The organism is Providencia sp. (assembly GCF_040396775.1).
Classification (GTDB): Bacteria; Pseudomonadota; Gammaproteobacteria; order Enterobacterales; family Enterobacteriaceae; genus Providencia.
Genome location: NZ_JBEBNT010000018.1, coordinates 13,428 through 39,506 on the forward strand (window position 1 = coordinate 13,428; position 26,079 = coordinate 39,506).

Here is a 26,079-nt window from a genome sequence, read left to right on the forward strand (position 1 = left end):
TCAAAATGACACTCTATATTTTCATCGCGTTATTCAATGGTGTGTGCATCGTGACGAGTCGAACACTCAACGGCAAACTCGCTCAGCACCACAATGCGTTCTATAGCGCTTTAATTAATCACGTAATTGGCTTTTTATTCTTAACGGTCATTGTATTAAGCCTAAACCAATATCAATGTAACCTTAACGATATTCCGATAATTGCCTTCGTTGGAGGGATAATCGGCGCCTTTTTTGTCGTCATCAATAGCTATGTTTTGCCACTTTTAGGGGTGATGTTAACATCTGTACTCGCCATTTGCGGCCAAATGATATCAAGCTTAGTAATAGATATGGTTAATGGAATACAAAGCCAAAATGCCTATTTGCAATTAATTGGTGTCACGTTGATTATCGCAGGCGCCATGATCAATTTTACTAGGCGAACCAGATAACGGGTATTTTGGGGCGATTTGGTCATCAGACATATTTTATTCTCTCGAACCGCCCTTAAATTGCCTTTCTATTCCAAGTGAAATTAACTTATTGTTTTATTTAAAAATACATCACTATACTTCCTAGTTTCGGTATAAATTTCATTTTAAAAACCCTTACTCACCTCACAATTTATTAACAACTCCCTTGAATCCTTTTTTGTTATTCTCCATGCTAATTTTATTATATAAACCAGTGGTTTACTGTATAAACCGATTGAGGTTAGCATGAAAGATAATATTGTGACGGCTGTTGATGATGCCCTTTTGATCCTAATGTTATTAGGTGAGAAAAATAACCTTGGGTTAAGCGAACTCGCGCGTTTATCCGGTATGAACAAATCTAAGGTCTACCGTTTACTCTGCACATTAGAAAACCGACATTTTGTGCAGAAAAATGAAAGCCCCGTCACCTATCATTTAGGGCATCAATTATTAAGCTTAGGCAATTGCGCACGTCAACAAATTGACTATATCCAAGTGGCTGACATTGAAGCAGAACAGCTGCGTCAACGCTTTGATGAAAACATTCAGCTGCGTATACGCGATAACGATGAAGTGCTTCAGGTTTTACATAAACCATCAGGGCAATCACTCCAAGTTCGTAGTGAAGCGGGTAATCGTCGTGCCCTCGGTTCAGGTGCCTCAGGAAGGGTCTTACTTGCCTATTCACCCTTAGATGTGCAATCCCAGTTTACGATAAAAAACCCTTCTCTTTCCCAAACACTCGCAGATATACATTCTCGGGGCTTTGCCATTACGCGTGGGGAATTAACAGCCGGAATTGGTGCAATTGCAGCTCCGATTTTTACGCAAAATGGGGATTGCATTGCAGCACTCAGCATCAGCCTACCTCTTAGCCGTTTTTCTGATGAAAAAGAAAAAGAAATGACAGAACAACTTCTTCAGTCCGCTTTACGTATCTCGAGGCAACTCGGTTTTATCCCTAATAATTAAACCAATAAAAGAGACTACACCATGCAAACAACACAACCCCTTAAGCAAAGTGCATCGCCAGGTTGGCAGATGAACCCCGTTTTAGTGATGTTAACCATCGTAATTATTGCCTTTTTAATGACCTATTTTGTTGAGTCTGGGCAATATGAACGCGACGGTAAAAAAGTCATTCCTGACTCCTATCAAACAATTTCTAAAGAAGTGAACTTTGAGCAAATCTTAGGAACCGAAAAGCCCGCTGAAAATGAAGCGGCTCCCGTCAGTTTAATCCAACTATTTAAAGCCATTCCAGAGGGGATCATTAAGCAATCGCCCCTCATTTATATGGTGCTGTTTATTGGGGGGATGTTTGGGATCCTCAATAAAACTGGGGCAATCGAATCAGGGCTTGAAAGGCTATTGCATGTTACTCGAGGCAATATTTACTTATTAATCCCTTTTTTAATGATCGTTTTCTCCATGGGAAGTACTTTTATGGGGTTAGCCAAAGAGTACCTTTTGGTGATCCCGATGGTGATAGCGTTGATGAAACGTGTTGGGCTTAATGAACTTATCGGCCTTGCGATTGTTGCCATCGCCGTTAAAGTGGGTTACCTCGCATCGATTACTAACCCATATGCTTTATCCATTGCTCAGCCGCTAGTTGGTCTGCCCGTATTCAGCGGTTTAAGCATGCGGGTTGCCGCCTACTTTATTTTTATCAGCTTAGGCATTTTGTTTGTCTTTTACAGTATCCGTAAAACCACATTAACCCGCTATATCGTTGAAGAAAATAGCCAGTCAAGCGCACTAACGAGCCGCCATAAGTTAATGTTAATCGTGCTAGCCATTGGCGTGGCTTTTTTAGTCTATGCGTCTAATCGCTGGCATTGGAAGAATAATGATTTATCCGCTTATTATTTATTTTTAAGCGTAGTTTTAACTTTTTGCAGTGGCCTAACAGCCAGCGCAGCAGCAGATGCATTTGTCAGCGGAATGAAAAAAGTGCTGATTGCAGGTGTGCTTATCGGGCTTGCAACCGCTGTTGAAATCATTCTTTCCCAAGGGAAAATTCTCGATACGATTATTCACCAACTGGTTGGTTTAGTGGGTAACCATGGGGCTTATGTTTCCTCATATAGCATGTTTATTTCCCAATTATTATTAGACGTCGCCATCCCTTCGACTTCAGGGCAAGCCGCTGTCACCATGCCTATTTTAGGCCCTGTAGGTGAAATTTCAGGCGTCTCCCCACAAACGACTGTTTTCGCTTTTTTAATGGGTAATGGGCTGACCAATATGATCACCCCTACCTCCAGTGGGTTGCTTATCTTTTTAGCCACCGCAGGTGTTAGCTGGACAACTTGGGCAAAATATATTTTCCCGCTATTTTTAATTTTTATGGCTGTTGGTATTGGCTTACTCACTATCGCAGTCACCATAGGATATTAGCCGTATGGATATGAAGAATTTCCGCGTTGTTATGCGTGATGGAATCACCCTTTCAACGGATGTCTATTTTCCACAGGGAGCTGAGGGCTCACCTTGCCCTGTGATTATTGAACGCACACCTTATGATAAAACGGCCCCTTCCCGTTCTGAAAAAACAGTTACAGGGCGCCAAATAACGCGTCAAGAGATGGCGCGTTGTTTCACCCATGCGGGCTTTATTGTTATTTATCAAGACTGTCGTGGCCGTTATGAATCAGAAGGCAAATTCACTAAATATATTAATGAGGCAGAGGACGGCTTCGATACGTTGCAATGGATTATGAATCAACCTTGGTGTAACGGAAAAATCGGTTCGATGGGGCTGTCTTACGCCGCGCACACACAATTAGCGATGGCCTGTTTGAACCCACCAGGCTTATCGACCATGGTGTTAGATTCCGGTGGTTTTGCTAATGCATTTCAGTGTGGTATTCGCCAAGGGGGTGCTTTTGAGCTCAAACAAGCCACTTGGGCGTTTAAACAAGCGAAACTCAGCCCTATCGCTCAACAATCCTCCACGGTTTCAACGGCGTTATCACAAGAGAATGTCCACCACTGGTTTGCTGCTATGCCATGGCACCAAGGGCATACATTACTAACGCATGTGCCTGAATATGAGTCTTATCTGTTCGAGCAATGGGAAGAGGAGTGTTTTACCGATTACTGGAAAAAAATCGGTATCTACGCAGAAGGCTATTACGACCAGATCCCCGATATTCCCGTATTATTTATGTCCAGTTGGTATGATGCCTATGTCAGCTCGACATTAGATAACTACCGTGCATTCACCACAACAAAACAATCGCCACAGAAATTAATCATGGGCCCTTGGTTGCATGGTGACCGAAATGTTACCCATAGCGGTAATGCTGAATTTGGTAAAGTGGCCGCCTTTGACCACAATGTCAGTGAAAATTGGTTAGCATGCCGCTTAGCATGGTTTGAAACACATTTAAAAGGCCTTAACCCACCAAAACAGCAGCAAGATATCACTTTTTTCATGATGGGTGGCGGTAGCGGTAAACTCAATCACGAGGGGCGTTTAGAACATGGCGGTGAGTGGGTTCACCATCAAGAGTGGCCATTACCCAATGTTGAAAATACCCCTTTTTTCCTCTGGGAAAATCAATCTCTCCAGCGTGAAGAGTCCTCTAAGCAAACAACAATATCCTATTGTTATGACCCTAAGAACCCCGTTCCAACTATCGGTGGTGCTTTAACATCAGGCCAACCTATCTTTTGGGGTGGTGCATTCGACCAACGTGAACTGCCTGATTTTTTTGGCAGCCAACAAAATAACCTGCCACTTTCTGCTCGCTCTGATGTTTTGGTTTTTGAAACTGAGATTTTACAAGAAGATATTTGTTTGGCAGGTGATATTGAAGTGTCATTGTGGGTGAGCAGCGATGCTTTAGATACTGATTTTACAGCTAAATTAATCGATATTTACCCGCCTAGTGAAGATTACCCGCAAGGTTATGCAATGAATATTACCGATGGGATCTTCCGCTGCCGTTTTCATAAAGGGTATGAGCAAAAAAACTTGTTAACCCCTAATGAAGTGATTGAAATTAAAATCAAACCGTTTGCTTGCGCTAACCGTTTTGTGAAAGGACACCGTATTCGACTAGACATTTCCAGTAGCAACTTTCCCAAATATGATTTCAACACCAATACAGGGGAAACTATTGCAGGGGATAGAACATGGAAAGTGGCACATAATAGTATTCACATTTCCCAAAAATACCCATCGAAAATTATGTTACCTGTGGTCAAAAAAGCATAATTAATTCAGATTAGTATTATCAAAATATTGGCCTGCTTTTACACTCAAGCAGGCCAATAAAGAAGGCAACTTTTACTCAGCTTTAACCCAGAACACACCATCGCCCTCTAATGCTGTAAAGGTTTTGTGCAGATAATCGCTATCCGCTTGTGGGTCGAGTTCGGTAAATAAATTTGGATGTAAAAACTTCGCGATCGCTTCCACCGCAATAATATTAAACGGGGTATCATAATATTGCTGGTATAGCGCTAAAACCTGTTTGTTTTGATATGCCGCTAATGAGCGTAGCTTAGGGCGCTCCATCAGCTTGGTTAACCTAGCCTGCGATTTAGCTTTATCGCCCGTATACCCTAAAGGCACTGAAGAGCTGCCTTTACGTGTGCTGTCCCAATCCGCGGCAGTCATTAAATAATAGTCAGGATTACTGTGGATTAACTGCTCTTCGTTAATTTCACCGCCCATTCCAGTGCTGAACCACTGTGAACCGAGGTTATTTCCCCCTGCCGTTTCAACAAACTCACCAAAATTGCCATTTCCAAAGGTTTTGCAGCAATAATCTTCACCAGAAATCCCCGCGGCTCTTTCGATAAACACACTTGGGCGTTGACCTTTATCGAGCGTTGCCACTTTACTGCGGATCAAATCCAATCTTTTTTGATAAAACTGGTTAAATGCCTCCGCTTGCTGTGTTTCACCGAACACTTGGCCTAATAATGTCATACTTGGCATGGTATTTTTCAGCGGGTATTGGCGAAAGTCGATAAAAATAACAGGCAGACCGCTTTTTTCCAGTAACGACAATGTGCCACTTTCCGTCAACTTACTTTTCAAACCGATATCAAAAATCAGTAAATCTGGTTGAGCTACCAAAGCTTTTTCAACACTAAAGTCAGTTGTATAAGGATTTGGAAAAACAGGAATCTTGCTCAGTTCAGGAAACTTTTTACTGTACGCCGCGCTTAAGTCGGGCGCTTTTTTGATAAGTGCATCATCCCAAGCAACAATGCCTTTTAATGGGGTTTGTGGGTGCAAGATATTCAATGCCACCAGCACACGGCTATCCGCCAGCATCACCCGTGAAACGGGGGCATTAACGGTAACGTCCCGCCCCGCGATATCGGTCACTGTAATAGGTGCAGCGAAACTCGTCGCTGCACAGAACATACCCAACACCCCAAATAAGCAATATTTATTGATAAATCGATTTATCATCATCCTGCCTTATCTTAATTAAAATTTCACCGACGCTTGAACATAATATGTTCTCGGTTGCCCGACGTAGATCCCATAATTGTTATCCGTCGAACGAGTAAAATAGGTTTGATCAAATAAGTTTTTAATACCAGCGGATAGCGTTAAATCAGACAAACTTTTACCAAAGTGGTATTCCCCGCGAGCATCCCACACCATATAACCGGGTATTGTTCCATAACGACCATCTGCACTTGGTTCGGTTACATAATGGCTTGTTGTCCCTGGTGATTCCTGAGTTGATTGCGCATAGGTATTTAGGTTCCACACCCAATTGCCTGTTTCATAACGGCTACCTGCGGTGATCACTTGGCGTGAATAGAACGGTAAGTCTTTATGGGCGAAATCCCCTTTCTTGCTGACTGCCTTAGTATAGGTATAAGTGCTATACACACTCACACCATCAAGCGCATCAGTGAGATCAGCTAAATTGTACCTTGCCGCTAGCTCAACACCTTGGTGAGTCGTCGCGCCTAAGTTAGTCCAACCGGTTGTATTTTCAACATAAAGAAGTTGGTCATCGAAATCGATATAGAATAAAGTCGCTTCTAAAGAGAGCGCTGTATTGTCATATTTTGTGCCCACTTCGTAGTTATGGGCTTTTTCTGCACTTAACCCGTTAGCTGGCGAATTGCCAACCCCTTTCGTATTCAATTGGAAGTACTGCAAGCTACCAAATGAGGTGCTGGCATTAGCAAATAATTTCCACTCATCATCAATATGGTAAATCACCGCCAGTGCAGGAAGTGGTTCACTGTAACGTTTGCTGCGGTTTTGATTTTTAAAACTGTCGTTTAAATGAATATTGATGTTTTCGTAGCGAATACCCGGAATGATAGTCCAGTTGCCGACATCAATGGTGTCATCGAGGTAAATCGCATGCGCTTCTGTCCCGCCTGAGGTATGCTGGTAGTAGTCATTGGTGCTTGGACGTGTATTTTGTGTGCCAGCTTGGTACCAATTTGAGCGATAGGCTTTTTCATCAGCGGTTTCATTTAAATAACGGTAGCCTACGGTCACTTCATGGGACATGTTATCAAAACGGAAGAGTTGAGAATAACTTGGCTCAATGGCATACGCGGTATAGTGCCGCGGGTAAGAAACCAGACGCCTTTCGTTGGCTTTGTCTTTATGGTCGCTTTCAATATAACTGCCACGGTAGCTTTTGCTGAACCACGTCATTAATTCGAATTGTTTGTCATCTTCTTCATGCTTATATTTCAATGACATATCTTGGCGATTCCCTTCAAAACGGTCATATGGTCGTGTTGATTGGAACGGGTCTGCATTATATTGAGCTTGGGTTAACCCGCCCGGCATTCCAGACATCGCGTGATAATAGTGAAAATTCGCTAATAGCTCGTCGTTATCCGTAATGGCATAACGGGTTTTCAACATAAAATCATCAATGTCGGTATTATCGTTGCTTTTGCGATAGCCTTGCCCATGCAAACCTGAATACAGGATCATGGCACCTGCGGAATCATCTGCTTTAGAGCCACCTAATGAAGCATCCACTAAGGTCTTTAACCCGCCGGTTTTCGCTCCTTGAGTTTGTACCGCTACCCCACCACCAAACGCCTTTGGAATGGGCTTGGTCACAAAGTTAATCACTCCACCTACGTTTTGTGGCCCATAACGTACAGATGCCCCTCCACGGATAACATCAATGGATTCAATACTGCCTAACGAGAGTGGCGACATGGAAAGTTGTGGCTGACCATAAGGCGCTGCCGCCAACGGCATTCCATCAAGTAGGATCGTTGAACGCGGCGATAAACGTGAGGTTAAACCGCGTACACCAACGTTTAAGGAAACATCACTTCCCCCTGTTCCATTACTTTCACGCACTTGAACACCGGGAATGCCTTTTAGTGCATCCGCAATGGTCTCACTGCCCGTTTCTTTAATTTGTTGTTGTGTTTTAACGGTTCGTGCACCGGGATGGTTAAATACCACTTCGCTGTCTTCGGTATTTTCAAGCCAGTTACCCGTGACGGTGATTTGGTCATTTTTAGCGTTATCGGCCGCGAAAGCGTAGTGAGAAATCAATGAAGCAGAAATTGCCAATGGCAAAAGTAGTTTGCGAGTTTTCAAGTTCATAAAAGGCGAGTTAACAAAGAAGATTAAGATCAGTAATGATAATTATAATCATTAGTAATAATCAACCAAATTTACGCTATTTTTTATAATAAAAATGCCTAACTAATTAAATTATTAGTTATTATTCTTTTTTTAGGTCAAAAAAAATAAATAAAAATCCGAAGGGTTGCCTTCGGATTTCAGACTGTGGACAAACCAATTAGGTTTGGATGCAGGTTGGGTAGGTTTTGAAAAAAACAAAGGAAAATCAATTTATTGATTTTCGGCTGATAACACAAAGCAGGAAAAACCACGCTTTTATCCTGCTTTGTCAACAACCTCCATCTGAAGGGTTGCCTTCGGATTTCCAATAACTCAAGGGTTAAAATTAGCCTCCGAGAGAGAAAAATACGATACGACCAACACCTTCACCAACAAAAATACACAATGCAGCAAATGACATCACCAGCGTAGCATTCGTTGATTGGCTTGATTTTTGGCATAATAAGCGCCCAACAAACAAAATGCCTACCGCGATTAACGCCACACGGGTAATGCTCAGGCTAAGTAATCCTTCAGGCAATTCACGCGGAGTCATACCCATATAAATTGGCTCACCGATATTGCTCAATAATGATAATGCACCGAGTAGCATCAATAAGATACCCATTACACCCACACCCAATGAAGTTTTAACCACACGCTTAAGTTGATCTTCTTTACCCAAAGAACGCAGGCCACCCACTAGCAATGAAGCCGCAATCACACCGCCAACCAATAACACAGCCCCAAAGAAGCTGGCGTAAGTAAATAAGCCACCCCAAAGGTTAAAGAGTGTATTTGCGTACAGTGCTGACATTGCGTACATATACACTAAACCTGCGATGGCACTGAGAACTAGCAATGCATTATTCGCTTTATTTTTGAGTAACAACAAAGCTGTGCTTAAGAATAACAGTGCCATGTAAATCGCGGTTGCCCACACTTCACGGCTCATCCAAGAGCTAGAAACATGCACCATGGTGTAAAACATATGTAATGGATTACCCATATGGAACAACGAGCCCAATAACCCTACGCACCCTAAAACAAAGCTCGCCACAACAGGCTTTTTAAGGAGCTGTGTTTTTTCACTTCCTTCTAATATGCGACAAGAGCACAACAGTGAAACCACCAAGCAGCCAACGGATGCCTGCATAAATAAGGTGAAAATCACCAATGGAAATTCATGCATGATAATTCTCCTTATCCTTTCGTGCCAACAACGAGGTTGGGTTTGGTGATACTTGAACTTGGCAAACCATCAATATCTGCATTCGTGCCATATTTTTTACGCAGCTCACTGATGAGCCCAAATTCAATCGCACGCATTGGGCAGGAATCAACACACATCGGGTTCCCCCCTTGCTCGCGTAAATCAATGCAGGTATCACACTTGGTCATCATGCCGATGCTTGCATCAAATTGCGGAGCTTCATATGGGCAAGCCCATGTGCAATAGCGGCAACCGACGCATTTATCGTGGTCGACTAAGACAACACCATCTTCTTCACGTTTGTGCATTGCCGTTGTTGGGCAGTGGCTAACACATTGCGGGTCATCACAGTGATTACACGCAATCGATAAATGCCAACGGCGCGGACGGGGGTATTCCCCCACTTCGATGTCGTATACGCGGCGAAAATTACGCCCAACCTCAAGGTCATTTTTGTCTTTACACGCTACAACGCAGGTTTTACAGCCAATACAGGCGGCAACATTGATATAAAATCCGACTTGTTTATCCATTATTTATCGCCCCTTAAAAAATAATACGCTGTGGAATGGCAACATCAGGAACTAGCTGGTCACCGTCCCATTTTTCGATGTTACATAGCATCGTGTTCCACCCTGATGTGCCTAACCCCGTCGGAACTTGGATCGTCAGCGTATTATCTGCACCCGCCATATCTATCCCTGTTTTTTCATCGACATCCGTCCAGCTACCATGAGGTAAAGCCACGACACCCGGTTTCATGGTTTGTGTGACAAGCGCTGGGCGAACAATCTTCCCATGAGGGCTGGTAATTAATACCGTTTCACCATGCTTAATCCCTAAGCGTTTAGCATCAGATGCATTGATATAAATCGGGCTTGGCCACTGCTCACGTAACCACGGCACATTATCTAAAGTACTGTGTGAACGGCGTAAATAGTGTGGGTTGTAGATTTGGAACGGGTAATCCCCCTTCTCTTTTTTAGCGAAGTCTTTGAAGCTGGCTTCATAACCACTCGCAGAAGGAATGTACTCAGGGATTGGTGGCAATTTGGTCCAACCACATTCATCGGCTTTTTCCACCAATGTTTGGCAATAAATTTCAAATTTACCACTTGGGGTTGGGCGTGGGTTAGCTTGCGGGTCGCGAATAAAGTCCTCATAGGCGATATAGCCGTAATTGTCACCCTCTGTACGTTGTACTTGGTATTTACCTACCGTCAGGAATTCATTCAGCGTTAAACGGCCTTGCTGTGGTTTCCCTGTAACTTGCCATTCATCAATATCTGCTTGGGTGATGGTAAGTAGAGGTTCTTTAGTCTGGCCATCTTCCCCGATAATAGTTGCCCCATTGAGCTTATTGAAAAACTGCTGTTTTTCTGAAATAGGGAAGACTTCGTCCACATCTATCCCAAGGCGTGTGCCCAGTTCTTTGGCAATCCATTGGTCACTTTTTGCTTCATAAAGTGGTGGAGTCACATTCACGGCAGCAATAATAACTTCACGGTTACTTGGGTTTAAGATAGTGCCATCGCGTTCCCACTCGGTCGTGACAGGCAAAACAATATCGGAGTATTTTGCGCAGGTATGTGGAACATAAGCAGCTGTCACGATTAATTCGACATCTTTTCTATAGGCTTCAATACTTTGGGTAATATTCGCCCGCGTTTGTAACGTCGCATTGAACGGGTGAATGATCATTTGGATATTTGCATCCACATCGCCCACCCCACGCTGGCGGAATTTCTTCTCCAGCAACGCTCGGTTAAGCTCATTGTGGTTGATTTTCAAGCTCACAGGGTTAGGCACTGAAGGTAAACCACTTGCGCCAGCCATCACTAAGCGTGTGCCATTATTGCCCGCGGCAAAGTGGCAACTCACCCCTGTCATGCGCCCTGGTCGCCCCATATGCCCAGTCATAAAACCTAATGTGGAGAATGCTTGAACCCATCCTTCACCATTATGGATACGTGCAGGTGCCCAACCTGTTAGTAATGCAACACGGTTTGTTCCACCAATTTCACGTGCCAATGTACGAATGTCTGCCACTGATAAGCCACAAATATTCGCTGCCCATTCAGGGGTTTTTGGTTCACCGGAATACGTGCCTAATAAATAATCTTTGAAGTTGCCTTTCGGGTCAGCACCCGCAGGCATATTTTTCTCATCGAAGCCAACGGTACAACGGCGTAAAAATTCCCAATCAATTAATGGGTTATCTGGGCTATCCATTTCCAAAAGCGCAGACATAATACCCAGTGCCAGCGCATGGTCAGTACCCGGATTAATTGGGTACCAATCTGCATCCATTAATTCCGCTGTCGTGGTATAACTCGGGTCAATACTGATAAAACGCGCACCCGCTTTTTTTGCCTGATAATAGTTATAAGTTGGGCTACCCGGGCTGCTCCATGCCGGATTAGCGCCCCACATCACAATAAGTTGCGAGTTACGCATATCAAAGCGGTCATTGGTACCGAAAGTATAAAACCCTTCCAATAAACCGAGGTGAGCAGGTGTTTCAAACCAAGCCCCCCATGAGGTGGTTCCCCAATCCCCCACAAAGCCGCCTGCTTTAGCGTACACGTTTTGGATATCAACACCGTTTCCACCGGTGATCCAAATAGATTCCTTACCGTATATTTCTTTAATACGTTTTGTCTCAGTGGCAATAATACCAAGGGCTTCATCCCAACTGATCCGCACCCATTGGTCACGCCCACGTAAGCTTTTGTCACCGCCACCCGGAGCCCACCCTTTGCGCTTCATTGGGTATTTTAAGCGGTCTGCACCAAAAACTTGCTTACGCTGAGAGCGCCCACGCAAGCAACCGCGTTGCTGTGGAAAATCAGGCGAGTCGGCAACCACGTCATCGGTTTTTTGCCTAACCACTACACCATCGACCACCAACGCTTTATTGACGCAGCGCCCACCGCAGTTATGCCAACACGCAACGGGCTTCCATTTCCCTTTAGTGACGGCATCAGTGGCTTGGACAATGGCTTTTTCTTCTTCGGGTGTTGATGCATAAAGCCGTTTGCTCATCGGTAATGTGGCCATCACCGATGCCGCCGATGTCCACGCTATAAATGAACGTCGACTTAAGGCTATTTTCTGTCTTTCTGACATTGCTCTTACCTCTTCCTTTCGTTTTATTATTATAAATTGACTAATTCGTTGATTTTATTTTGATCATTTCGTAAAAATGGTTCTAACAGTGCACTCAACTGGCGATAAAATGGGGTATTCGCGTGGTTATGTAGGTCGCGGCAAAATGGGGTAATAAATGCCAAAAGGTGGTCATTTAAGAATAAAAACGATGCCTGTAATAACACTTTTGACTCGTCAGTGAGTTCAGCTTTTAATTCAGTGCATTCAACAATTTTCTGACTCAGATTCCACATAAAATCTAATTCATAACCAATATGGTCTGCGGCTTCGAACTCTTTGTGCCCTAATTCAAATCCATATTTTTGGTAGAATGATTTCACGGCAAGAGTGCTTTCTTGGAATAACAGCTTGTCCCGTGAGACATAAGTCGACTCCCATGGCGCCGCCGCTGGAGCATCAGGCCCAAGAAATAAGCGCGTGAAATCCCAATGCAAATCCTCAAAACCGTCAGTACCCGCTTGTAAACTGCGGGCTTGCAAATCGGTTTGCATCGCACTCACTGCATCCGCCATCACAGGCAAACTGTCTTCGCAGGGAAATAGCGCCAACCCTGCCTCACTCAAATATCGCAGTAATTCAGGTGTCGGCTCTTCCATAAGTAAACGGCGCAATACGTCATAAGCAAACTGCCTTGCATACAAAAAATCTAACGTTGGGTTTTCATTTTTCACAGGAACCTCCCTGTATATCGGTCAATAAAAATTCAGTGGGTGTAGTGAGCTCAATGCGCACTTCTTTAATTAGTGGATTACCGTTTTCATCTGGTTCAACGATGTGAGAAGTCAGTGCAATGGGGAGATTTGCCAGCGGTTGCAAAGATAAAATCGATTCAGGGTTAAATTGTAAAAAACCGTGGAGTAACTCTTGTTCGAAAGGAACATTGGCTTGTTTTAAATAGTGGGCCACTTTCTCGCAATCATCGCCAAACACCTTGGCACTTTTAAAGAAATAATCCTTGGTGGAGAAAAAATAATGGGGGCCCATGACGTGCTCATCGTGCTGGAAAAACGCGTTACTTTGGTACACTTGCCCCGTATGTTTATTTTCTAAGGAACAATAATGCACACCAATGGATAATTTTTTTTCTAAAGCAAATTTCAGCACTCGTAAGCAGGCTAATTCACTATCCGCAACCGCAAGGCTACCAGCGTACCAATAGTTGTAATACACCTCATAAGGTGGGTTTTTTAACTCAAAATTGCGGGCTTTGTATTCATGGCTATTGGTGAGAGGGAAGCAAAACTCCAATAAATTGATGCCATCAATACCAATGTCATCGAGTTGGTGCAGTAGCTGATACATTTGCACTTCAGTATTAGGGATAACAGGCATTTCCACCATCACCGTAGGGAAAATTTCGCGGGCTAACGCAATACGGTGCAATACCTTTTCAATACGTTCTTTTGGATCATCAATCTTGATACTAAAACGCACCTCTTGTAGCCCTGCTTTGGCTAATGCAAGCGCCGTATTGCGGTCTAGCGGGTCACCTGCGGTATATAAGCGGGTGTGAACCTGCGGTAATTTTTGTTGCACACGTCGAAAGAATTGAATGCTTTCTTCACGAAATAACAGCGGCTCTCCCCCCGTTAATGCAATGTGGGATAATGGATAGCCTTGCTCAGCAATCGCGTCGACTTCGCCTAGTGCATCGCGCATTTCCTGTTGAAAATCATCATAATTTTCTTGGTTCGGATTAAAGCAGAAATAGCAATCACGGTGGCATTTTAAAGACAAGAATGTGGTATGGCTCCCTTCCCCCGTACGGCATTGCACACAGGCGCTAGAGAGCCAGCCGCTGTGGATACTCTTGCCATTATTTGCAAAAATCGCCCCTAGCGCTTTTAACTCAGTTTTCAGTTGTTGGATTTCAGTTTGCTGTGAAAAACGAATTTCAAAATCTAAACCATACTCTGAAATAGCAGATTGCGTCTTTTCCTCAATCGCTAAATAGCGCATAGCATAGCGTGTTAATTTATCATTTTTGAGTGTGGACAGCATGCTATCTGTCATCGGGTAGATCATTCATTTACCTTTAATAAAGGAAGATATTTTATAAACCAATTTTGTTATAGAATATGGCCATGCAATTAACATCTAATTATTTGATTAATTTTGACTGTCATTAATAGCGAAAAAACAGTATATACAGTACATTTACGGTGAGATTGAGATTATTTAATCCGAAAATTAAAACTAGCTATTATTTGTCATATTAATAAGCTCAGTATAAATAATTGAAGCAAAATGAAATTGCGCAGGATCAACAAAAAATTCTATTTCAACGTATTTACCCCTCAGTTATTTACCAATAAATTCCTCATATACTCAATATGTTATAAACAACATACTACTCAATCCCATTATGAATGGTTATATACTAATTTATATTTCGAATTGCACTCATACTAAAAACCATCAAGAAAAATTATATTTACCCTGATATTTAAAATGAATAATTATTTTTCAAAATGTAACGTTAAATTTCAAATCAATAGGTAATAAATATCATTAGCACGACCTATTGTAGATTTTCTACCCGTGGCTGTAATTTAATAGAAAGTATTTTTAACTAATTCAGGTCAATTGCTATCGAAGCAATCAGGCATTTGTCTTTAATTGATTAGAAAAAATAATTTTTTGACAAAAAACATTTTAGGATTATTTACATCGTTTTTATTCTGTCACTTCGTTATGATTTTACTAATTAATCACACTTAGTCATTAATTAAATTAAACTTAAAGAAAATAAATATTATTAACAGGCAGTATATGCAAGACAAAACAATTCAAATTAGCAAGTTCTTAAGCTACGTTTTACGCCACAAACCTGAATCTATTTCGCTCACACTTGACCAAGATGGCTGGGTTAGTGTCGATAATTTATTATTACACGCTAACCGTCACGGGAAAAAACTCACCCGTGAACTATTAGAGTATGTCGTCGAAAATAACAATAAAAAGCGCTTTACCTTCAATGCTGAACACACCATGATCCGCGCAGCACAAGGGCATTCAAGCCAACAGGTTCGCCTGAATCACGTTTCACAAGCTCCCCCAGAGTTTCTTTACCACGGAACAGCAACTCGTTTTGTCGATTCAATTAGGCAACAAGGGTTATTAGCAGGTAACCGCCACCATGTCCATTTATCAGACAACACAGAGACGGCAACCCGTGTAGGCGCACGGCACGGCAAGCCCATCGTTTTGGTAATTGAAGCCCAAAAAATGATAGAGTTAGGTTATCAATTTTACTTATCAGATAACCATGTTTGGTTAACTGAGCACGTTCCCGCCAAATTTATCCAGCCGTAATTGCTACAGCGGCAACGCATAAGTGACCTTAACCGTTTCCATAGGGACTTCAGTTTTAATACTTTGGATACTGCTTATTTGTGTTAAATGGTCAGCATGAAAGCGGCGATACGAGGCAAGATCATGAGTAACAATGCGGATTAGCGCATCACACTCCCCCGCCATTAGGTGGCATTCCACCACTTCTGGCATCTGCTTGATGTCTTCAACAAATTGGTTGATGGTTTTCGCATCCTGAGTTTTAAACCAAATACGCGCAAATAGCGACAAGCCCGCCCCAATTTTTGCCCCATCAAGCACCGCTACATAGCGCTTTATGACGCCTGCCTCTTCGAGCAGTTTTACACGACGCAAACAAGGCGATGGGGAAAGCCCGACTTCCTTAGCCAGTTCGACATTCTGTATTTTTCCATCACGCTGTAATACTTGCAAAATGCGCCTATCAATAGCATCAAGTTTTATCATATTCATTTTTGTTGATATCCAACACTAAATTATTAATAGTTATTGATATTCAATGCCAATTTATTGTTATTTTCAAGCAATAAAACAACCCTATACTACTGCATTATCGCTATAATTTTTACGCAGCTGGCCAGTTGCCTCATCAACAATAAAAACCAAAGAGGTCATCGTATGGAGTTACACACATTAGCATTATTCAGTGCTACCGTGATCCCACTGATTTGCACACCGGGCCCAGATATTTTATTTATTTCAGCACAAGGGCTTTCAGGTGGGGCAAGTGCCGCTTGGAAAGCTAATTTAGGCATTATTTTAGGCTACGTTGCCCATGCAATACTCGCCGCACTTGGCCTAGCCGCAATTGTTGCAGCCTCACCGATGGTATTTCACACAATAAAATGGGTCGGTGTTGCCTATGTGGCATACCTTGCAGTGCGGATGATCATGTCTGCAATGAAAGCCAGTGAAGTCAAAATACAAAAAGTGTCGAATAAAGCAGTGATTGGTAAGGCATTTTTAACCAGTTTTTTAAACCCTAAAGGCTTACTGGTGTATTTTGCAATTTTACCTAATTTTATTCAGTTGAGCGAAAGTGTTGCAATTCAATCGTTAATCCTTTCTGCCACTTTTATTATTTCTTGTGTGGTGATTTATGGGATCATTGGTGTGCTGTTTGCATCCATGCATAAGAAACAAGGTTATAACGACAATAAACGCCGCATCACTGAGGGGGTAGCTGGTGGCTTGTTAACCTTTGCTGCCATAGGGTTAGCGGCGAGCTAGCGCGGTAGTAATTCAATCCAAATCAACAGGCTATCGGCACTCAAGGGAGCCACTTCACCTTCGCCGATATCCGGTAACCACCAACCGCCTTGCCCAACTGCCATTCGGTTACAGTTCCCGCCAGACACAGCCCATTCGCCACTTAGCACAAAAACGAGTCCCGCTTGGTTATTGGGTAATTTACACATTTTTGTCACTAAAGTACTTTTGGCTACCCAGCGATCTGCTCGGAAAATAAAATTCAATAGCTGTGTATTCGGCTGGCTCACATTGAGCGCCGCATATTGCTGAGCCGGAAATTGAGCATACTCCCCAGCATAGCTCAACCGCTGCATAAAGTTTTTATGATCGGTTAATGTTATTTCTTGGTTATTGAGCAAGATAACTAGCCTTTCACCTTCAGCGTAGCGTTTAAGGTAGCTATCTTGATTAATCGTAGCAATGCTTGCACGTAATGAATAATCTGAAGCCACAGGCCAGCAAAAAACTTCTTGGCTAGCCCCGCCTCCATCATTCCACTCAAGGTTTGGCAAGTCGGTGATATCAAAACATTTAATTTTCACATTACCTCCCGAAACGTTGTCATTCACTGTTTTAGATTTCTACTTAGAGTCGCAAAGTTAATCTTTCAAGGCAATGAATTTACAACGATAATGTGACTAATCGCGCTTCTCTTTTATTAAATGGTGACATAACCGACCTAAGGTTTTCATCGCCTCTTCTATACGTTCAGTCCATGTAAAAGACGCATTTAAACGAAATGCATGGTTAAACTGGTCGCTTGTTGAAAACATACTACCCGGTGCGATGCTAATACCTTCTTTTAATGCTAATTGATATAACCGAATTGCATTAAACGGCGGTTCAAACTCTAACCATAAAAAATACCCACCTTTGGGCATATTCACCTTCACAGAAGGCGGCATATATTTCGCGATTGCGCCTAACATCTGGTGCTGCCGTTGCTCCATGGTAACGCGCAATTTACGTAAGTGGCCATCATACCCCCCTAGAGAAAGGTATTCCGCGATAGCAAGCTGTGTGGGAACACTTGCTGACACTGTACTCATCATCTGTAAATGCTGAATTTTCGTTGCGTGATGCCCTGCTGCCACCCATCCCACTCGATACCCGGGTGCTAAACATTTTGAAAATGAGGAGCAGTGGAAAAAGTGCCCTTTCGTATCGAGTGCTTTTGCAGGGATTGGTTGTTTATTGCCAAAATACAGCTCGCCATAAACATCATCTTCAATTAATGCAATTTGATGTTTATTTAAAATATCCACCAACCGTTTTTTATTGGTTTGTGGCATTGTACCGCCTAGCGGGTTTTGATAATGGGTCATTAACCAACAGGCTTTGATGGGGTATTTATCAACAATGTCTTCTAATGCATCAAGGTCAATGCCAAATAAAGGGTCAGTTTTAATCGCAATTGCTTTAAGTTTTAACCGCTCTATTGCCTGCAATGAGCCATAAAAAGCAGGGGATTCAATCACCACCCAATCCCCGGGCTGGGTCACTGACTGCAAACTTAGCACGAGTGACTCCATCGCACCTGCGGTAATGACAATTTCATCAGGGGCGACATGAATACCTTGTGTCGCATAACGCTGGGCAATATTACGGCGCAATTGTTCATTTCCCGGCGGCAAGTTAGCGGGCGTATTAAATTTGGCTAAACGCCTCGCGACGGATGCCAGTGATTTGGCTAATTTCGGGTCATCCAATAACGCAGGTTCTGGAAACGCAGAGCCAAATGGGATAATATCTGGGTCCTTGCAAGCTTGTAATACCCCAAATATTGAGGCGTTAATCTCTACATTTTCATTTAAATGGAGCCCTTTTCCCCCTTTTGCAGCCGCAAAAGCATTATTTCGGTTAGCGACATAGTACCCAGACTGCGGACGTGCCGTGACCCATCCTTGGCTCTCAAGTAATTGGTATGCTTGCACCACAGTCATCAAACTCAGACCTGATTGTTTAACACTTTCCCTAAGTGAAGGTAATCTGTCACCAACTTGCCAGATATTATCTTCAATTTGTTGACGAATTTGCGCTGCTAACTGTTCATATCTCGTCATTGCCGCCTCAACTGTTATAGTTAATAACTCAATAATTGTTACTATTATAGTTTATCGTCTCATGTTCTACTTATCCACACATTCACCTGACTTTTTTTAACTATAAGCACAAAACATTTTTAGTCGGATTGCGATGATTAGCATTCCGGTGTGCGCAATTTTTTTTGCTAGGGATAAGCACCTCGATTGTGACCACCAAGGCTTTAAATGCAGCGTGCCATTAACATATCCACTCAGGGGTCAATATGTTTGGACTAACTGCGCTGGAACTTGCCCGTATACAATTCGCGTTTACGGTCTCGTTCCATATTATTTTCCCAGCCATTACGATTGGGCTCGCAAGCTTTCTTGCGGTGCTACAAGGCTTATGGCTAAAAACACGTGACGAAGACTATATAAAACTGTTCCATTTTTGGACCAAAGTTTTTGCGGTTAATTTCGGAATGGGCGTGGTATCTGGATTGGTGATGGCATACCAATTTGGTACCAACTGGAGTTTCTTTTCAGATTTTGCGGGCGGAATTACGGGCCCATTACTCACGTATGAAGTGTTAACCGCGTTCTTCCTTGAAGCGGGTTTTCTTGGCGTCATGCTGTTTGGCATGAACCGCGTGGGTGAAAAACTGCACTTTTTTGCCACCTGCATGGTTGCATTGGGTACCATCATTTCCACTTTCTGGATTTTGGCATCCAACAGTTTTATGCAAACACCGCAAGGTTTCGAAATCATCGATGGTCGCATCGTCCCCGTTGATTGGTTAGCGGTCATTTTCAACCCATCTTTCCCATACCGTTTATTGCACATGACCACAGCAGCGTTCCTTGCGGCGGCATTCTTTATTGGTGCTTCTGCGGCTTGGCATTTGCTCAAAGGCAACAAATCCAGTGCGATGAAGAAAATGTTCTCCATGTCGCTGTGGTTGATTTTAGTGTTAGCCCCACTCCAAGCGTTAATCGGTGATGCGCACGGCTTGAATACGCTGAAACATCAACCCGTTAAAGTTGCTGCGATGGAAGGCCACTGGGAAAACAAACCAGGAGAAGCCACACCACTTATCTTGTTTGGTATTCCAAACCAAGAGAAAGAAAAAACCGAATATGCCATCGAAATTCCGTATCTTGCGAGCCTGATTTTAACCCACAGCATTGATAAACAAGTGCCTGCGTTAAAAGAGTACGCACCAGAAGACCGACCAAATGTATTCATGGTGTTTTGGTCATTCCGCGTGATGGTCGGTTTAGGTTTGTTAATGATAGCCGCTGGAGTTTGGGGATTATGGCTGCGTTATCGTAAAAACCTGTATGAATCGAAAACCTTCCTGCGCTTTATGTTTGTCATGGCACCCTCTGGCTTGATTGCCATTTTAGCGGGCTGGTTTACGACTGAAATTGGCCGTCAACCTTGGGTGGTGTATGGCTTGCAGCGCACCTCTGATGCCGTCAGCGCCCACGGTGAAATGCACATGAGCATCAGCTTAATCGCCTTCTTTGTGGTTTACGGTGGGGTGTTCGGTATCGGCTACATGTACATGATGAAATTAATTCGTAAAGGTATCGCGGAGGACGCAGCTCATGGGCATTGATTTACCTCTCATTTGGTTTGTCATCATCGTATTTAGTATGTTGATGTACATCGTCATGGATGGATTCGATTTGGGGATTGGTATTCTCTATCCAGCCCTAAAGGATAGCCAAGACCGTGACTTAATGATGAACAGCGTTGCCCCCGTTTGGGATGGTAACGAAACGTGGCTTGTACTCGGTGGTGCAGCCCTATTTGGCGCATTTCCCCTTGCCTATGCCATTGTGTTAGATGCGTTATCAATCCCACTGACCTTTATGCTATTGGCCTTGATTTTCCGTGGTGTGGCATTTGAATTTCGCTTTAGAGCAGACGAATCGCACCGCCGCCATTGGGATCACGCATTCATTTGGGGCTCTATTTTTGCCACGTTTGTTCAAGGTGTTGTTGTGGGTGCCTTTATCCAAGGTTTCCATGTGGAAAACCGCACCTTTATGGGCGGCTACTTTGATTGGTTTGCCCCTTTCCCACTGTTTTGTGGTTTTGGCTTAGTTGTTGCTTATGCCTTGCTGGCTTGCGGCTGGTTAATCATGAAAACCGAGGGGCACCTACGCCGCACGATGTACCGCATTCTGCGTCCATTAACCTTGCTGATGGTTGCAGTAATTGCCGTTATTAGCTTATGGACCCCAATGCTTAATGAAGCCATTTTTGACCGCTGGTTCACGCTGCCAAACTTGTTCTTCTTCTTGCCAGTTCCATTACTGGTTCTGGGTTGCACATGGCTAATCTTAAAAAGTGCGAAGCGCCAGCAACATGACAGCGTGCCATTTTTGTCTGCATTGATGTTGATATTCCTCGGCTTTACCGGTCTTGGGATCAGCATTTGGCCGACACTAATTCCACCTGCAATTAGCTTCCGTGACGCAGCAGGCCCTTCTGAAAGTTTAGGCTTTATGTTAGTGGGCGCGTTATTCATTATTCCTGTTATTTTGGTTTATACCTATTGGAGTTACTATGTCTTCAGAGGAAAAATTACCCCAGACCAAGGCTACCATTGATACCGGCGTGGTTTCCCCTTGGTGGAAAAAACTCGGTTGGATGGCAATTATCTGGCTAGGAAGTGTATTAGCGCTATTTGCTTTCTCTTCCGTGTTTAAGTTGATGATGACGGCCGCTGGGATGAAAGTGAAGTAGATGACTTAAGTGCCTTATGTTGATACCTAAGGCACTTTTTTGTTTTGTGTGAGGCAGATAGGATGAATATAAATGGTTAAATAATTAATATTCGTGATATGATAATGATAATAATTACCAAATAATAAAATTATCATTAACGAAGGAGACCGTCCGTGGCTACTGACCAACCCGTTGAAAAAAATATCTACCGCCCGGCGCCACCGCAGCTTATTCAAGTTAAATCCATTACTGATGTCAGCCCCTCGATTCGTAGCATCACCTTCACCGGTGAAAAGCTTGCAGACTACCCAACCGACAGCGAAGGTGGACATTTAAAAATCTTTTTAGCCCCTGACTTAACCAGCCAACCAGCTCTGCCTATCCTCAGCAAAGAAGGCCGTAGTTGGCCTGAAGATAAACCTCGCCCATTTGTACGCACCTATACTGTAAGAGCGATCCGCCCTAACCTCAGCGAAATCGATATTGAATTTGCCATGCATGATGGTGCGACAGGCCCAGCCTATTTATTTGCCCGTGATGCTAAACCTGGTCATTGGATGGGGATCACTAACCCTGGAGGCCCAGACCCGCTGCTGCCAAGTCGAAAACACTATTTTATGGCCGGGGACTCCAGTTCACTGCCTGCCATCGCCGCATTATTAGAAAAAATGCCATCAGATGCCCAAGGTAAAGTGGTGCTACGCATGGATAACCCAGCGGATATACGCCCACTTAAAAAACCAGCTCAAGTTGAAATTATCTGGATTTGTGGCGATATCAGCAAAACCGCTGAGTTAATTAGTACGTTTAAATCATGGGATATTCCTGCCACTGATTGTGCATTTTGGATAGCAGGTGAAGACCAAATTATTCGTGATTTACGTCGTTTTGTTCGCCGCGAAAAAGGGTTTGGCCGCGATGATATCTATGCAATCCCTTACTGGAGACATGGCTATGATGAAGAAGGTTATCACCATGAACGCCATGCTGTAATGGATAACCCTGACGATTAATCCTGCTTTAAATTACCCTCAACGCTTATCAGTTGCGTTATCGCTGATAAGCGTCTCTCTAGCCGTTACCTCCTCTTTTTTCGTTTACTTGTATCAAATTACCCTAGCCTGCACATTTTTTATTGCGATAAATGTTATGTTATAACATAATAAAAAAAGACATCATCAAAATAGGAAATGACAGTGCATAAACACACATTATTAAATGCAGCGCTCAGCGTAGCTTTTGCCATTAGCAGTTTTTCTGCTATTGCACACGGCTCACACAGTCACGCACACCCACAATCAGAAAAAGCACTTCAAGCTTCAAAAGGCATTTTTGAAGATTCTGATGTCAAAGACCGCTCATTAAGTGACTGGCAAGGTGTATGGGAATCAGTAAATCCCTTATTATTAAATGGAAAGTTGGATGCTGTTTTAGAAAGTAAAGCGCAGAAAAATAAAGATAAAACAGTTGAAGAATACCGCGATTACTACAAAAAAGGCTACGCCACAGATGTTGACAGTATTGGCATCGAAAATAACGTCATTGAATTTACCCAAGACGGTGTCGTCAATAGCTGCCAATATGCGTACTCAGGCTATAAAATTTTGCATTATACTTCGGGTAAAAAAGGCGTTCGCTACCTATTTGAATGTCAAGATGCTAAGTCTAAAGCACCAAAATACATTCAATTTAGCGACCATATCATTGAGCCGCAAACGTCAGGGCATTTCCATTTATATATGGGGAATGAGTCACAAGAAAAACTACTGGGGCAATTAGACAACTGGCCAACCTATTACCCGTATTCATTAACTGACGAGCAAATCGTCCACGAAATGCTGTACCATTAATAATCAGTGACTGATAAAGAATATGCCCCAGTAATCACTTATGGGGCATATGTTCGTTACTCTCGAGGCAAATCAATTAGTCGTTATAGGCTAATAACGCTTTATGGCACAATTGGGATCTTACACAATCATCAATGGTAAAGTTCACCATCGAGACCATTTCATCACTACTGAAACGTTGTAACGCATCTGCAAGACCCGATTGCACCCCATCAGGTAAGTCGCACTGGGTCACATCCCCATTCACAATCACCGTGACGTTTTCCCCCAAACGCGTTAAAAACATTTTCATTTGGGTGACCGTGACATTTTGAGCCTCATCTAAAATCACAACAGCATTTTCAAAAGTTCGACCACGCATATAAGCAAATGGCGCAATTTCTACCTTCGCAATTTCAGGGCGCAAGCAATATTGCAGGAACGAACTCCCTAGCCGTTTTGCTAGAACGTCATACACAGGTCGAAAGTACGGCGCAAACTTTTCTGACATATCCCCTGGTAAAAAACCGAGGTCTTCTTCTGCCTGAAGAACAGGCCTTGTCACAATGATCTTACTGATATCTTTATTAAACAATGCATCGGCGGCTAGCGCAGTGCTGATGAAGGTTTTACCACAGCCCGCTTCACCATTGGCAAAAATTAACTGCTTGTGTTTAATCGAATTAATATAGAGCTTTTGAGCTTCATTTCGTGGCAGGATTGGTGAGCCATCACGGCGTTCTTTTGCCATACCGATAGGCTCAATGCCTGTCAGCTCGGCGAAGGACGCAACGTTATTCATGTCAAACCGACCAGAACGTTCTTTACGTGATGAGCGTTTCATTTCACGACGTGCTTTTGTTGCAGCTTTCTGTCTACTCATAGTATTAACCCTTCCAGGTATCAGTGATGTCAATTTCAGATGACTAACTATTCAGAACAGAGAGGAGCTCCCTTCAAGCTCTTGGTTAACGACAAAACAGTGTATTGTGGTTCAATCCTCTTTATTTTTAACTGGCCATAAAAAAACCGGTTAGTCATCTCACCATGACAATTTCATGATGGAGGCTAACCGGTCTTGTGTTCGTGTTAACAAATACTTACTTACCATTAGTTTCTCCTGTGACAGCGATACCGTTAAACTAATGAATCTGTATGACACTATTATGACAAACTGCAATATTTTTTGTGACTCAGTGAAGTGCTGTTTTTATTGCAGTTTTTACTTACCCTAAATATAGCGCTAATTTTTTTCAGAAAGCAACATTTTTTTAACACATTTTTGTGTTTTATATGCCACCTCAAATTATCACCCTAAAAAAGCGCCAATAATCAATCCATTATTGACGCTTACTTTGTTATTAACGCGGTTTACAGTTCCCCGCTAGGTGATAGCCTGCTTCTTGGGCAGTATTTTCATTCGCAAACATGACTGCATTTTTATCTGATAATGTCTTAAAACCCGAACAATGGGAGAAATGATACTTTTTAGAATTTTTATTACCTTTAACTTCAGCTGAATTGACTAAGTTAGTTTGTTTTTCAGGCTGCTTAGGTGATGATACCGTTGAAACTGGGGAAAATCTTACTCCCTCGCCACCATTCTTGTGGTTTAAACTCCACTGTTTTTGCCCTGTCACAAAGGGATTATGGTGCCCCATAACTTTGGCAATACGTTCATCACGGTTGCGTTCACACTGGTTTGGTGGGAATTTTTTATCCCAAGCCATCAAGAGTTGCTGCTGCTGACGTGACATAGACAAATTATAACGGTCATGCATATAAAAATAGACACGAGCAACCTGCCCTTTTACTTCATCACGGGGCTCAAATACCTTTTGTTTAAAATCAACACGGCTGCGGCACATTCCATACGGATAAGGCGTATTTGTCGATAATTGGCCAAAGCTAAAATTGCTTCGATCTCCATTCACTTCACCAATGGAAGGTGCCAAATTATGCAAGTCAGCTTCCATGCGACCAAAAACGGGGTCTGTTGAAACGCAGTTTTTTCGCCCACCATTTTGCCAACATTGGCGCTGATGGCCAAATACCCACGCAGGTACAATGTGTTCCCATTCAATGCGTTCCGCACGGCTTTGCTGTTTACGTACCTGATAGCCACAAGAGGCTAAATCCACTTGCCCGCCACTTTTGCCAGCCCACTCCCACTGGCAGCCGCAGTAAATCGTTCCTTCACCTTGCTTGCTTTGATCGGAATAGACTTGCGTTTTGCTGAGCACTTTCGCTTGCGTAAATGAGCTAGGCGCCGCAAAAGAGAAAGAAAAAGGTAAAAAGAGAAAGAAAGGCAGAATAAAACGGAAGAAATACAAAAAACTGGACTGTTTCAAAATAACACCACTAATCAGAATATAAGCGAAAAATTAATATAGATACGTTAGTATTATTGCTAACACCCTAATGCATATAGAAAATATCTTATATTCTAATCAAATT

The 26,079-nt window shown here is 42.9% G+C and carries 23 protein-coding genes; 11 read left to right on the plus strand and 12 right to left on the minus strand.

Going from position 1 to position 26,079, the window contains the following annotated elements; translation table 11 throughout:
• Positions 1-5: 5 nt before the first annotated feature.
• From ABWP91_RS16150 to ABWP91_RS16165, 4 genes are all read left to right on the plus strand, one after another.
• Complete coding sequence (locus tag ABWP91_RS16150; protein WP_353244111.1) at positions 6-434, plus strand: DMT family transporter; 429 nt, start codon at positions 6-8, stop codon at positions 432-434.
• A 267-nt stretch (positions 435-701) separates the two neighbouring features.
• Positions 702-1,430 (plus strand): IclR family transcriptional regulator, encoded by a 729-nt coding sequence (locus ABWP91_RS16155; protein ID WP_353244112.1) that lies wholly within the window; start codon positions 702-704, stop codon positions 1,428-1,430.
• A gap of 21 nt (positions 1,431-1,451) precedes the next feature.
• On the plus strand, positions 1,452-2,861 hold the full coding sequence (locus tag ABWP91_RS16160; RefSeq protein ID WP_353244113.1) for a YfcC family protein: 1,410 nt from the start codon (positions 1,452-1,454) through the stop codon (positions 2,859-2,861).
• 4 nt (positions 2,862-2,865) lie between these two features.
• Complete coding sequence (locus ABWP91_RS16165; RefSeq protein ID WP_353244114.1) at positions 2,866-4,686, plus strand: CocE/NonD family hydrolase; 1,821 nt, start codon at positions 2,866-2,868, stop codon at positions 4,684-4,686.
• A gap of 72 nt (positions 4,687-4,758) precedes the next feature.
• Here ABWP91_RS16165 and ABWP91_RS16170 read toward each other — a convergent pair whose 3' ends face one another.
• From ABWP91_RS16170 to ABWP91_RS16200, 7 genes are all read right to left on the minus strand, one after another.
• A complete protein-coding gene (locus tag ABWP91_RS16170; protein ID WP_353244173.1) occupies positions 4,759-5,850 on the minus strand; it encodes an ABC transporter substrate-binding protein in 1,092 nt (363 codons plus the stop codon).
• A gap of 66 nt (positions 5,851-5,916) precedes the next feature.
• Positions 5,917-8,040, minus strand: coding sequence for a TonB-dependent receptor family protein (locus ABWP91_RS16175; RefSeq protein ID WP_353244115.1), 2,124 nt, complete (start codon positions 8,038-8,040; stop codon positions 5,917-5,919).
• 367 nt (positions 8,041-8,407) lie between these two features.
• Positions 8,408-9,253, minus strand: a complete 846-nt coding sequence (locus ABWP91_RS16180; protein WP_353244116.1) for a dimethyl sulfoxide reductase anchor subunit family protein — start codon at positions 9,251-9,253, stop codon at positions 8,408-8,410.
• Between the two features lie 11 nt (positions 9,254-9,264).
• Positions 9,265-9,807, minus strand: a complete 543-nt coding sequence (locus tag ABWP91_RS16185) for a DMSO/selenate family reductase complex B subunit (RefSeq protein ID WP_273804248.1) — start codon at positions 9,805-9,807, stop codon at positions 9,265-9,267.
• A gap of 13 nt (positions 9,808-9,820) precedes the next feature.
• Positions 9,821-12,403 carry a molybdopterin-dependent oxidoreductase gene (locus ABWP91_RS16190; RefSeq protein WP_353244117.1) on the minus strand — a complete coding sequence of 861 codons (2,583 nt, stop codon included), beginning with the start codon at positions 12,401-12,403 and terminating at the stop codon, positions 9,821-9,823.
• A gap of 29 nt (positions 12,404-12,432) precedes the next feature.
• Positions 12,433-13,116, minus strand: coding sequence for a TorD/DmsD family molecular chaperone (locus tag ABWP91_RS16195; protein WP_353244118.1), 684 nt, complete (start codon positions 13,114-13,116; stop codon positions 12,433-12,435).
• A complete protein-coding gene (locus ABWP91_RS16200) occupies positions 13,106-14,470 on the minus strand; it encodes a radical SAM protein (protein ID WP_353244119.1) in 1,365 nt (454 codons plus the stop codon). Before ABWP91_RS16200 ends, ABWP91_RS16195 begins: the two co-directional genes overlap by 11 nt.
• 747 nt (positions 14,471-15,217) lie before the next feature.
• Between ABWP91_RS16200 and ABWP91_RS16205 the strand changes: the two genes are divergently transcribed.
• The gene (locus tag ABWP91_RS16205; RefSeq protein WP_353244120.1) at positions 15,218-15,760 is read left to right on the plus strand and encodes an RNA 2'-phosphotransferase; all 543 of its coding nucleotides are present in this window, start codon (positions 15,218-15,220) and stop codon (positions 15,758-15,760) included.
• A 3-nt stretch (positions 15,761-15,763) separates the two neighbouring features.
• On the opposite strand, the gene ABWP91_RS16210 is transcribed toward ABWP91_RS16205, so the two are convergent.
• Positions 15,764-16,231: an Lrp/AsnC family transcriptional regulator gene (locus ABWP91_RS16210; protein ID WP_353244121.1), complete on the minus strand. Its 468-nt coding sequence runs from the start codon at positions 16,229-16,231 to the stop codon at positions 15,764-15,766.
• A 165-nt stretch (positions 16,232-16,396) separates the two neighbouring features.
• Here ABWP91_RS16210 and ABWP91_RS16215 point away from each other — a divergent pair, with 165 nt between their 5' ends.
• A complete protein-coding gene (locus ABWP91_RS16215) occupies positions 16,397-17,008 on the plus strand; it encodes a LysE family translocator (RefSeq protein ID WP_353244122.1) in 612 nt (203 codons plus the stop codon).
• On the opposite strand, the gene ABWP91_RS16220 is transcribed toward ABWP91_RS16215, so the two are convergent.
• Both ABWP91_RS16220 and ABWP91_RS16225 read right to left on the minus strand, forming a co-directional pair.
• Positions 17,005-17,571, minus strand: a complete 567-nt coding sequence (locus ABWP91_RS16220) for a HutD/Ves family protein (protein ID WP_353244123.1) — start codon at positions 17,569-17,571, stop codon at positions 17,005-17,007. The two genes, ABWP91_RS16215 and ABWP91_RS16220, sit on opposite strands and share 4 nt — an antisense overlap.
• Positions 17,572-17,667: 96 nt before the next feature.
• Positions 17,668-19,092 (minus strand): aminotransferase-like domain-containing protein, encoded by a 1,425-nt coding sequence (locus tag ABWP91_RS16225; protein ID WP_353244124.1) that lies wholly within the window; start codon positions 19,090-19,092, stop codon positions 17,668-17,670.
• 245 nt (positions 19,093-19,337) lie between these two features.
• Between ABWP91_RS16225 and ABWP91_RS16230 the strand changes: the two genes are divergently transcribed.
• From ABWP91_RS16230 to zinT, 5 genes are all read left to right on the plus strand, one after another.
• Positions 19,338-20,675, plus strand: coding sequence for a cytochrome ubiquinol oxidase subunit I (locus ABWP91_RS16230; RefSeq protein WP_353244125.1), 1,338 nt, complete (start codon positions 19,338-19,340; stop codon positions 20,673-20,675).
• Complete coding sequence (gene cydB, locus ABWP91_RS16235) at positions 20,665-21,675, plus strand: cytochrome d ubiquinol oxidase subunit II (protein WP_275074814.1); 1,011 nt, start codon at positions 20,665-20,667, stop codon at positions 21,673-21,675. Before ABWP91_RS16230 ends, cydB begins: the two co-directional genes overlap by 11 nt.
• Complete coding sequence (locus ABWP91_RS16240; RefSeq protein WP_353244126.1) at positions 21,632-21,811, plus strand: DUF2474 domain-containing protein; 180 nt, start codon at positions 21,632-21,634, stop codon at positions 21,809-21,811. The genes cydB and ABWP91_RS16240 overlap by 44 nt, the downstream gene beginning before the upstream one ends.
• A gap of 155 nt (positions 21,812-21,966) precedes the next feature.
• Positions 21,967-22,806: a siderophore-interacting protein gene (locus tag ABWP91_RS16245; RefSeq protein ID WP_353244127.1), complete on the plus strand. Its 840-nt coding sequence runs from the start codon at positions 21,967-21,969 to the stop codon at positions 22,804-22,806.
• A gap of 183 nt (positions 22,807-22,989) precedes the next feature.
• Complete coding sequence (gene zinT, locus ABWP91_RS16250) at positions 22,990-23,643, plus strand: metal-binding protein ZinT (RefSeq protein WP_502935820.1); 654 nt, start codon at positions 22,990-22,992, stop codon at positions 23,641-23,643.
• Positions 23,644-23,719: 76 nt separating this feature from the next.
• Here zinT and phoH read toward each other — a convergent pair whose 3' ends face one another.
• Both phoH and ABWP91_RS16260 read right to left on the minus strand, forming a co-directional pair.
• Entirely contained in the window at positions 23,720-24,505 is a 786-nt protein-coding gene (gene phoH / locus ABWP91_RS16255; protein WP_219248586.1) for a phosphate starvation-inducible protein PhoH, read from the minus strand.
• Between the two features lie 478 nt (positions 24,506-24,983).
• On the minus strand, positions 24,984-25,955 hold the full coding sequence (locus ABWP91_RS16260) for an endonuclease (RefSeq protein WP_502935821.1): 972 nt from the start codon (positions 25,953-25,955) through the stop codon (positions 24,984-24,986).
• Positions 25,956-26,079 lie beyond the last annotated feature (124 nt).

Excerpts from the sequence above, each read along its gene's own strand:
- ABWP91_RS16185 (WP_273804248.1), bottom strand. The coding sequence starts at position 9,807 with ATGGATAAACAAGTCGGATTTTATATCAATGTTGCCGCCTGTATTGGC.
- ABWP91_RS16240 (WP_353244126.1), top strand. The coding sequence starts at position 21,632 with ATGTCTTCAGAGGAAAAATTACCCCAGACCAAGGCTACCATTGATACC.
- ABWP91_RS16190 (WP_353244117.1), bottom strand. The coding sequence starts at position 12,403 with ATGTCAGAAAGACAGAAAATAGCCTTAAGTCGACGTTCATTTATAGCG.
- ABWP91_RS16215 (WP_353244122.1), top strand. The coding sequence starts at position 16,397 with ATGGAGTTACACACATTAGCATTATTCAGTGCTACCGTGATCCCACTG.
- ABWP91_RS16230 (WP_353244125.1), top strand. The coding sequence starts at position 19,338 with ATGTTTGGACTAACTGCGCTGGAACTTGCCCGTATACAATTCGCGTTT.
- ABWP91_RS16160 (WP_353244113.1), top strand. The coding sequence starts at position 1,452 with ATGCAAACAACACAACCCCTTAAGCAAAGTGCATCGCCAGGTTGGCAG.
- ABWP91_RS16170 (WP_353244173.1), bottom strand. The coding sequence starts at position 5,850 with ATGTTCTGTGCAGCGACGAGTTTCGCTGCACCTATTACAGTGACCGAT.
- ABWP91_RS16225 (WP_353244124.1), bottom strand. The coding sequence starts at position 19,092 with ATGACGAGATATGAACAGTTAGCAGCGCAAATTCGTCAACAAATTGAA.
- ABWP91_RS16175 (WP_353244115.1), bottom strand. The coding sequence starts at position 8,040 with ATGAACTTGAAAACTCGCAAACTACTTTTGCCATTGGCAATTTCTGCT.
- cydB (WP_275074814.1), top strand. The coding sequence starts at position 20,665 with ATGGGCATTGATTTACCTCTCATTTGGTTTGTCATCATCGTATTTAGT.
- ABWP91_RS16200 (WP_353244119.1), bottom strand. The coding sequence starts at position 14,470 with ATGATCTACCCGATGACAGATAGCATGCTGTCCACACTCAAAAATGAT.
- ABWP91_RS16155 (WP_353244112.1), top strand. The coding sequence starts at position 702 with ATGAAAGATAATATTGTGACGGCTGTTGATGATGCCCTTTTGATCCTA.
- phoH (WP_219248586.1), bottom strand. The coding sequence starts at position 24,505 with ATGAGTAGACAGAAAGCTGCAACAAAAGCACGTCGTGAAATGAAACGC.
- ABWP91_RS16180 (WP_353244116.1), bottom strand. The coding sequence starts at position 9,253 with ATGCATGAATTTCCATTGGTGATTTTCACCTTATTTATGCAGGCATCC.
- ABWP91_RS16150 (WP_353244111.1), top strand. The coding sequence starts at position 6 with ATGACACTCTATATTTTCATCGCGTTATTCAATGGTGTGTGCATCGTG.
- ABWP91_RS16165 (WP_353244114.1), top strand. The coding sequence starts at position 2,866 with ATGGATATGAAGAATTTCCGCGTTGTTATGCGTGATGGAATCACCCTT.
- ABWP91_RS16205 (WP_353244120.1), top strand. The coding sequence starts at position 15,218 with ATGCAAGACAAAACAATTCAAATTAGCAAGTTCTTAAGCTACGTTTTA.
- ABWP91_RS16210 (WP_353244121.1), bottom strand. The coding sequence starts at position 16,231 with ATGAATATGATAAAACTTGATGCTATTGATAGGCGCATTTTGCAAGTA.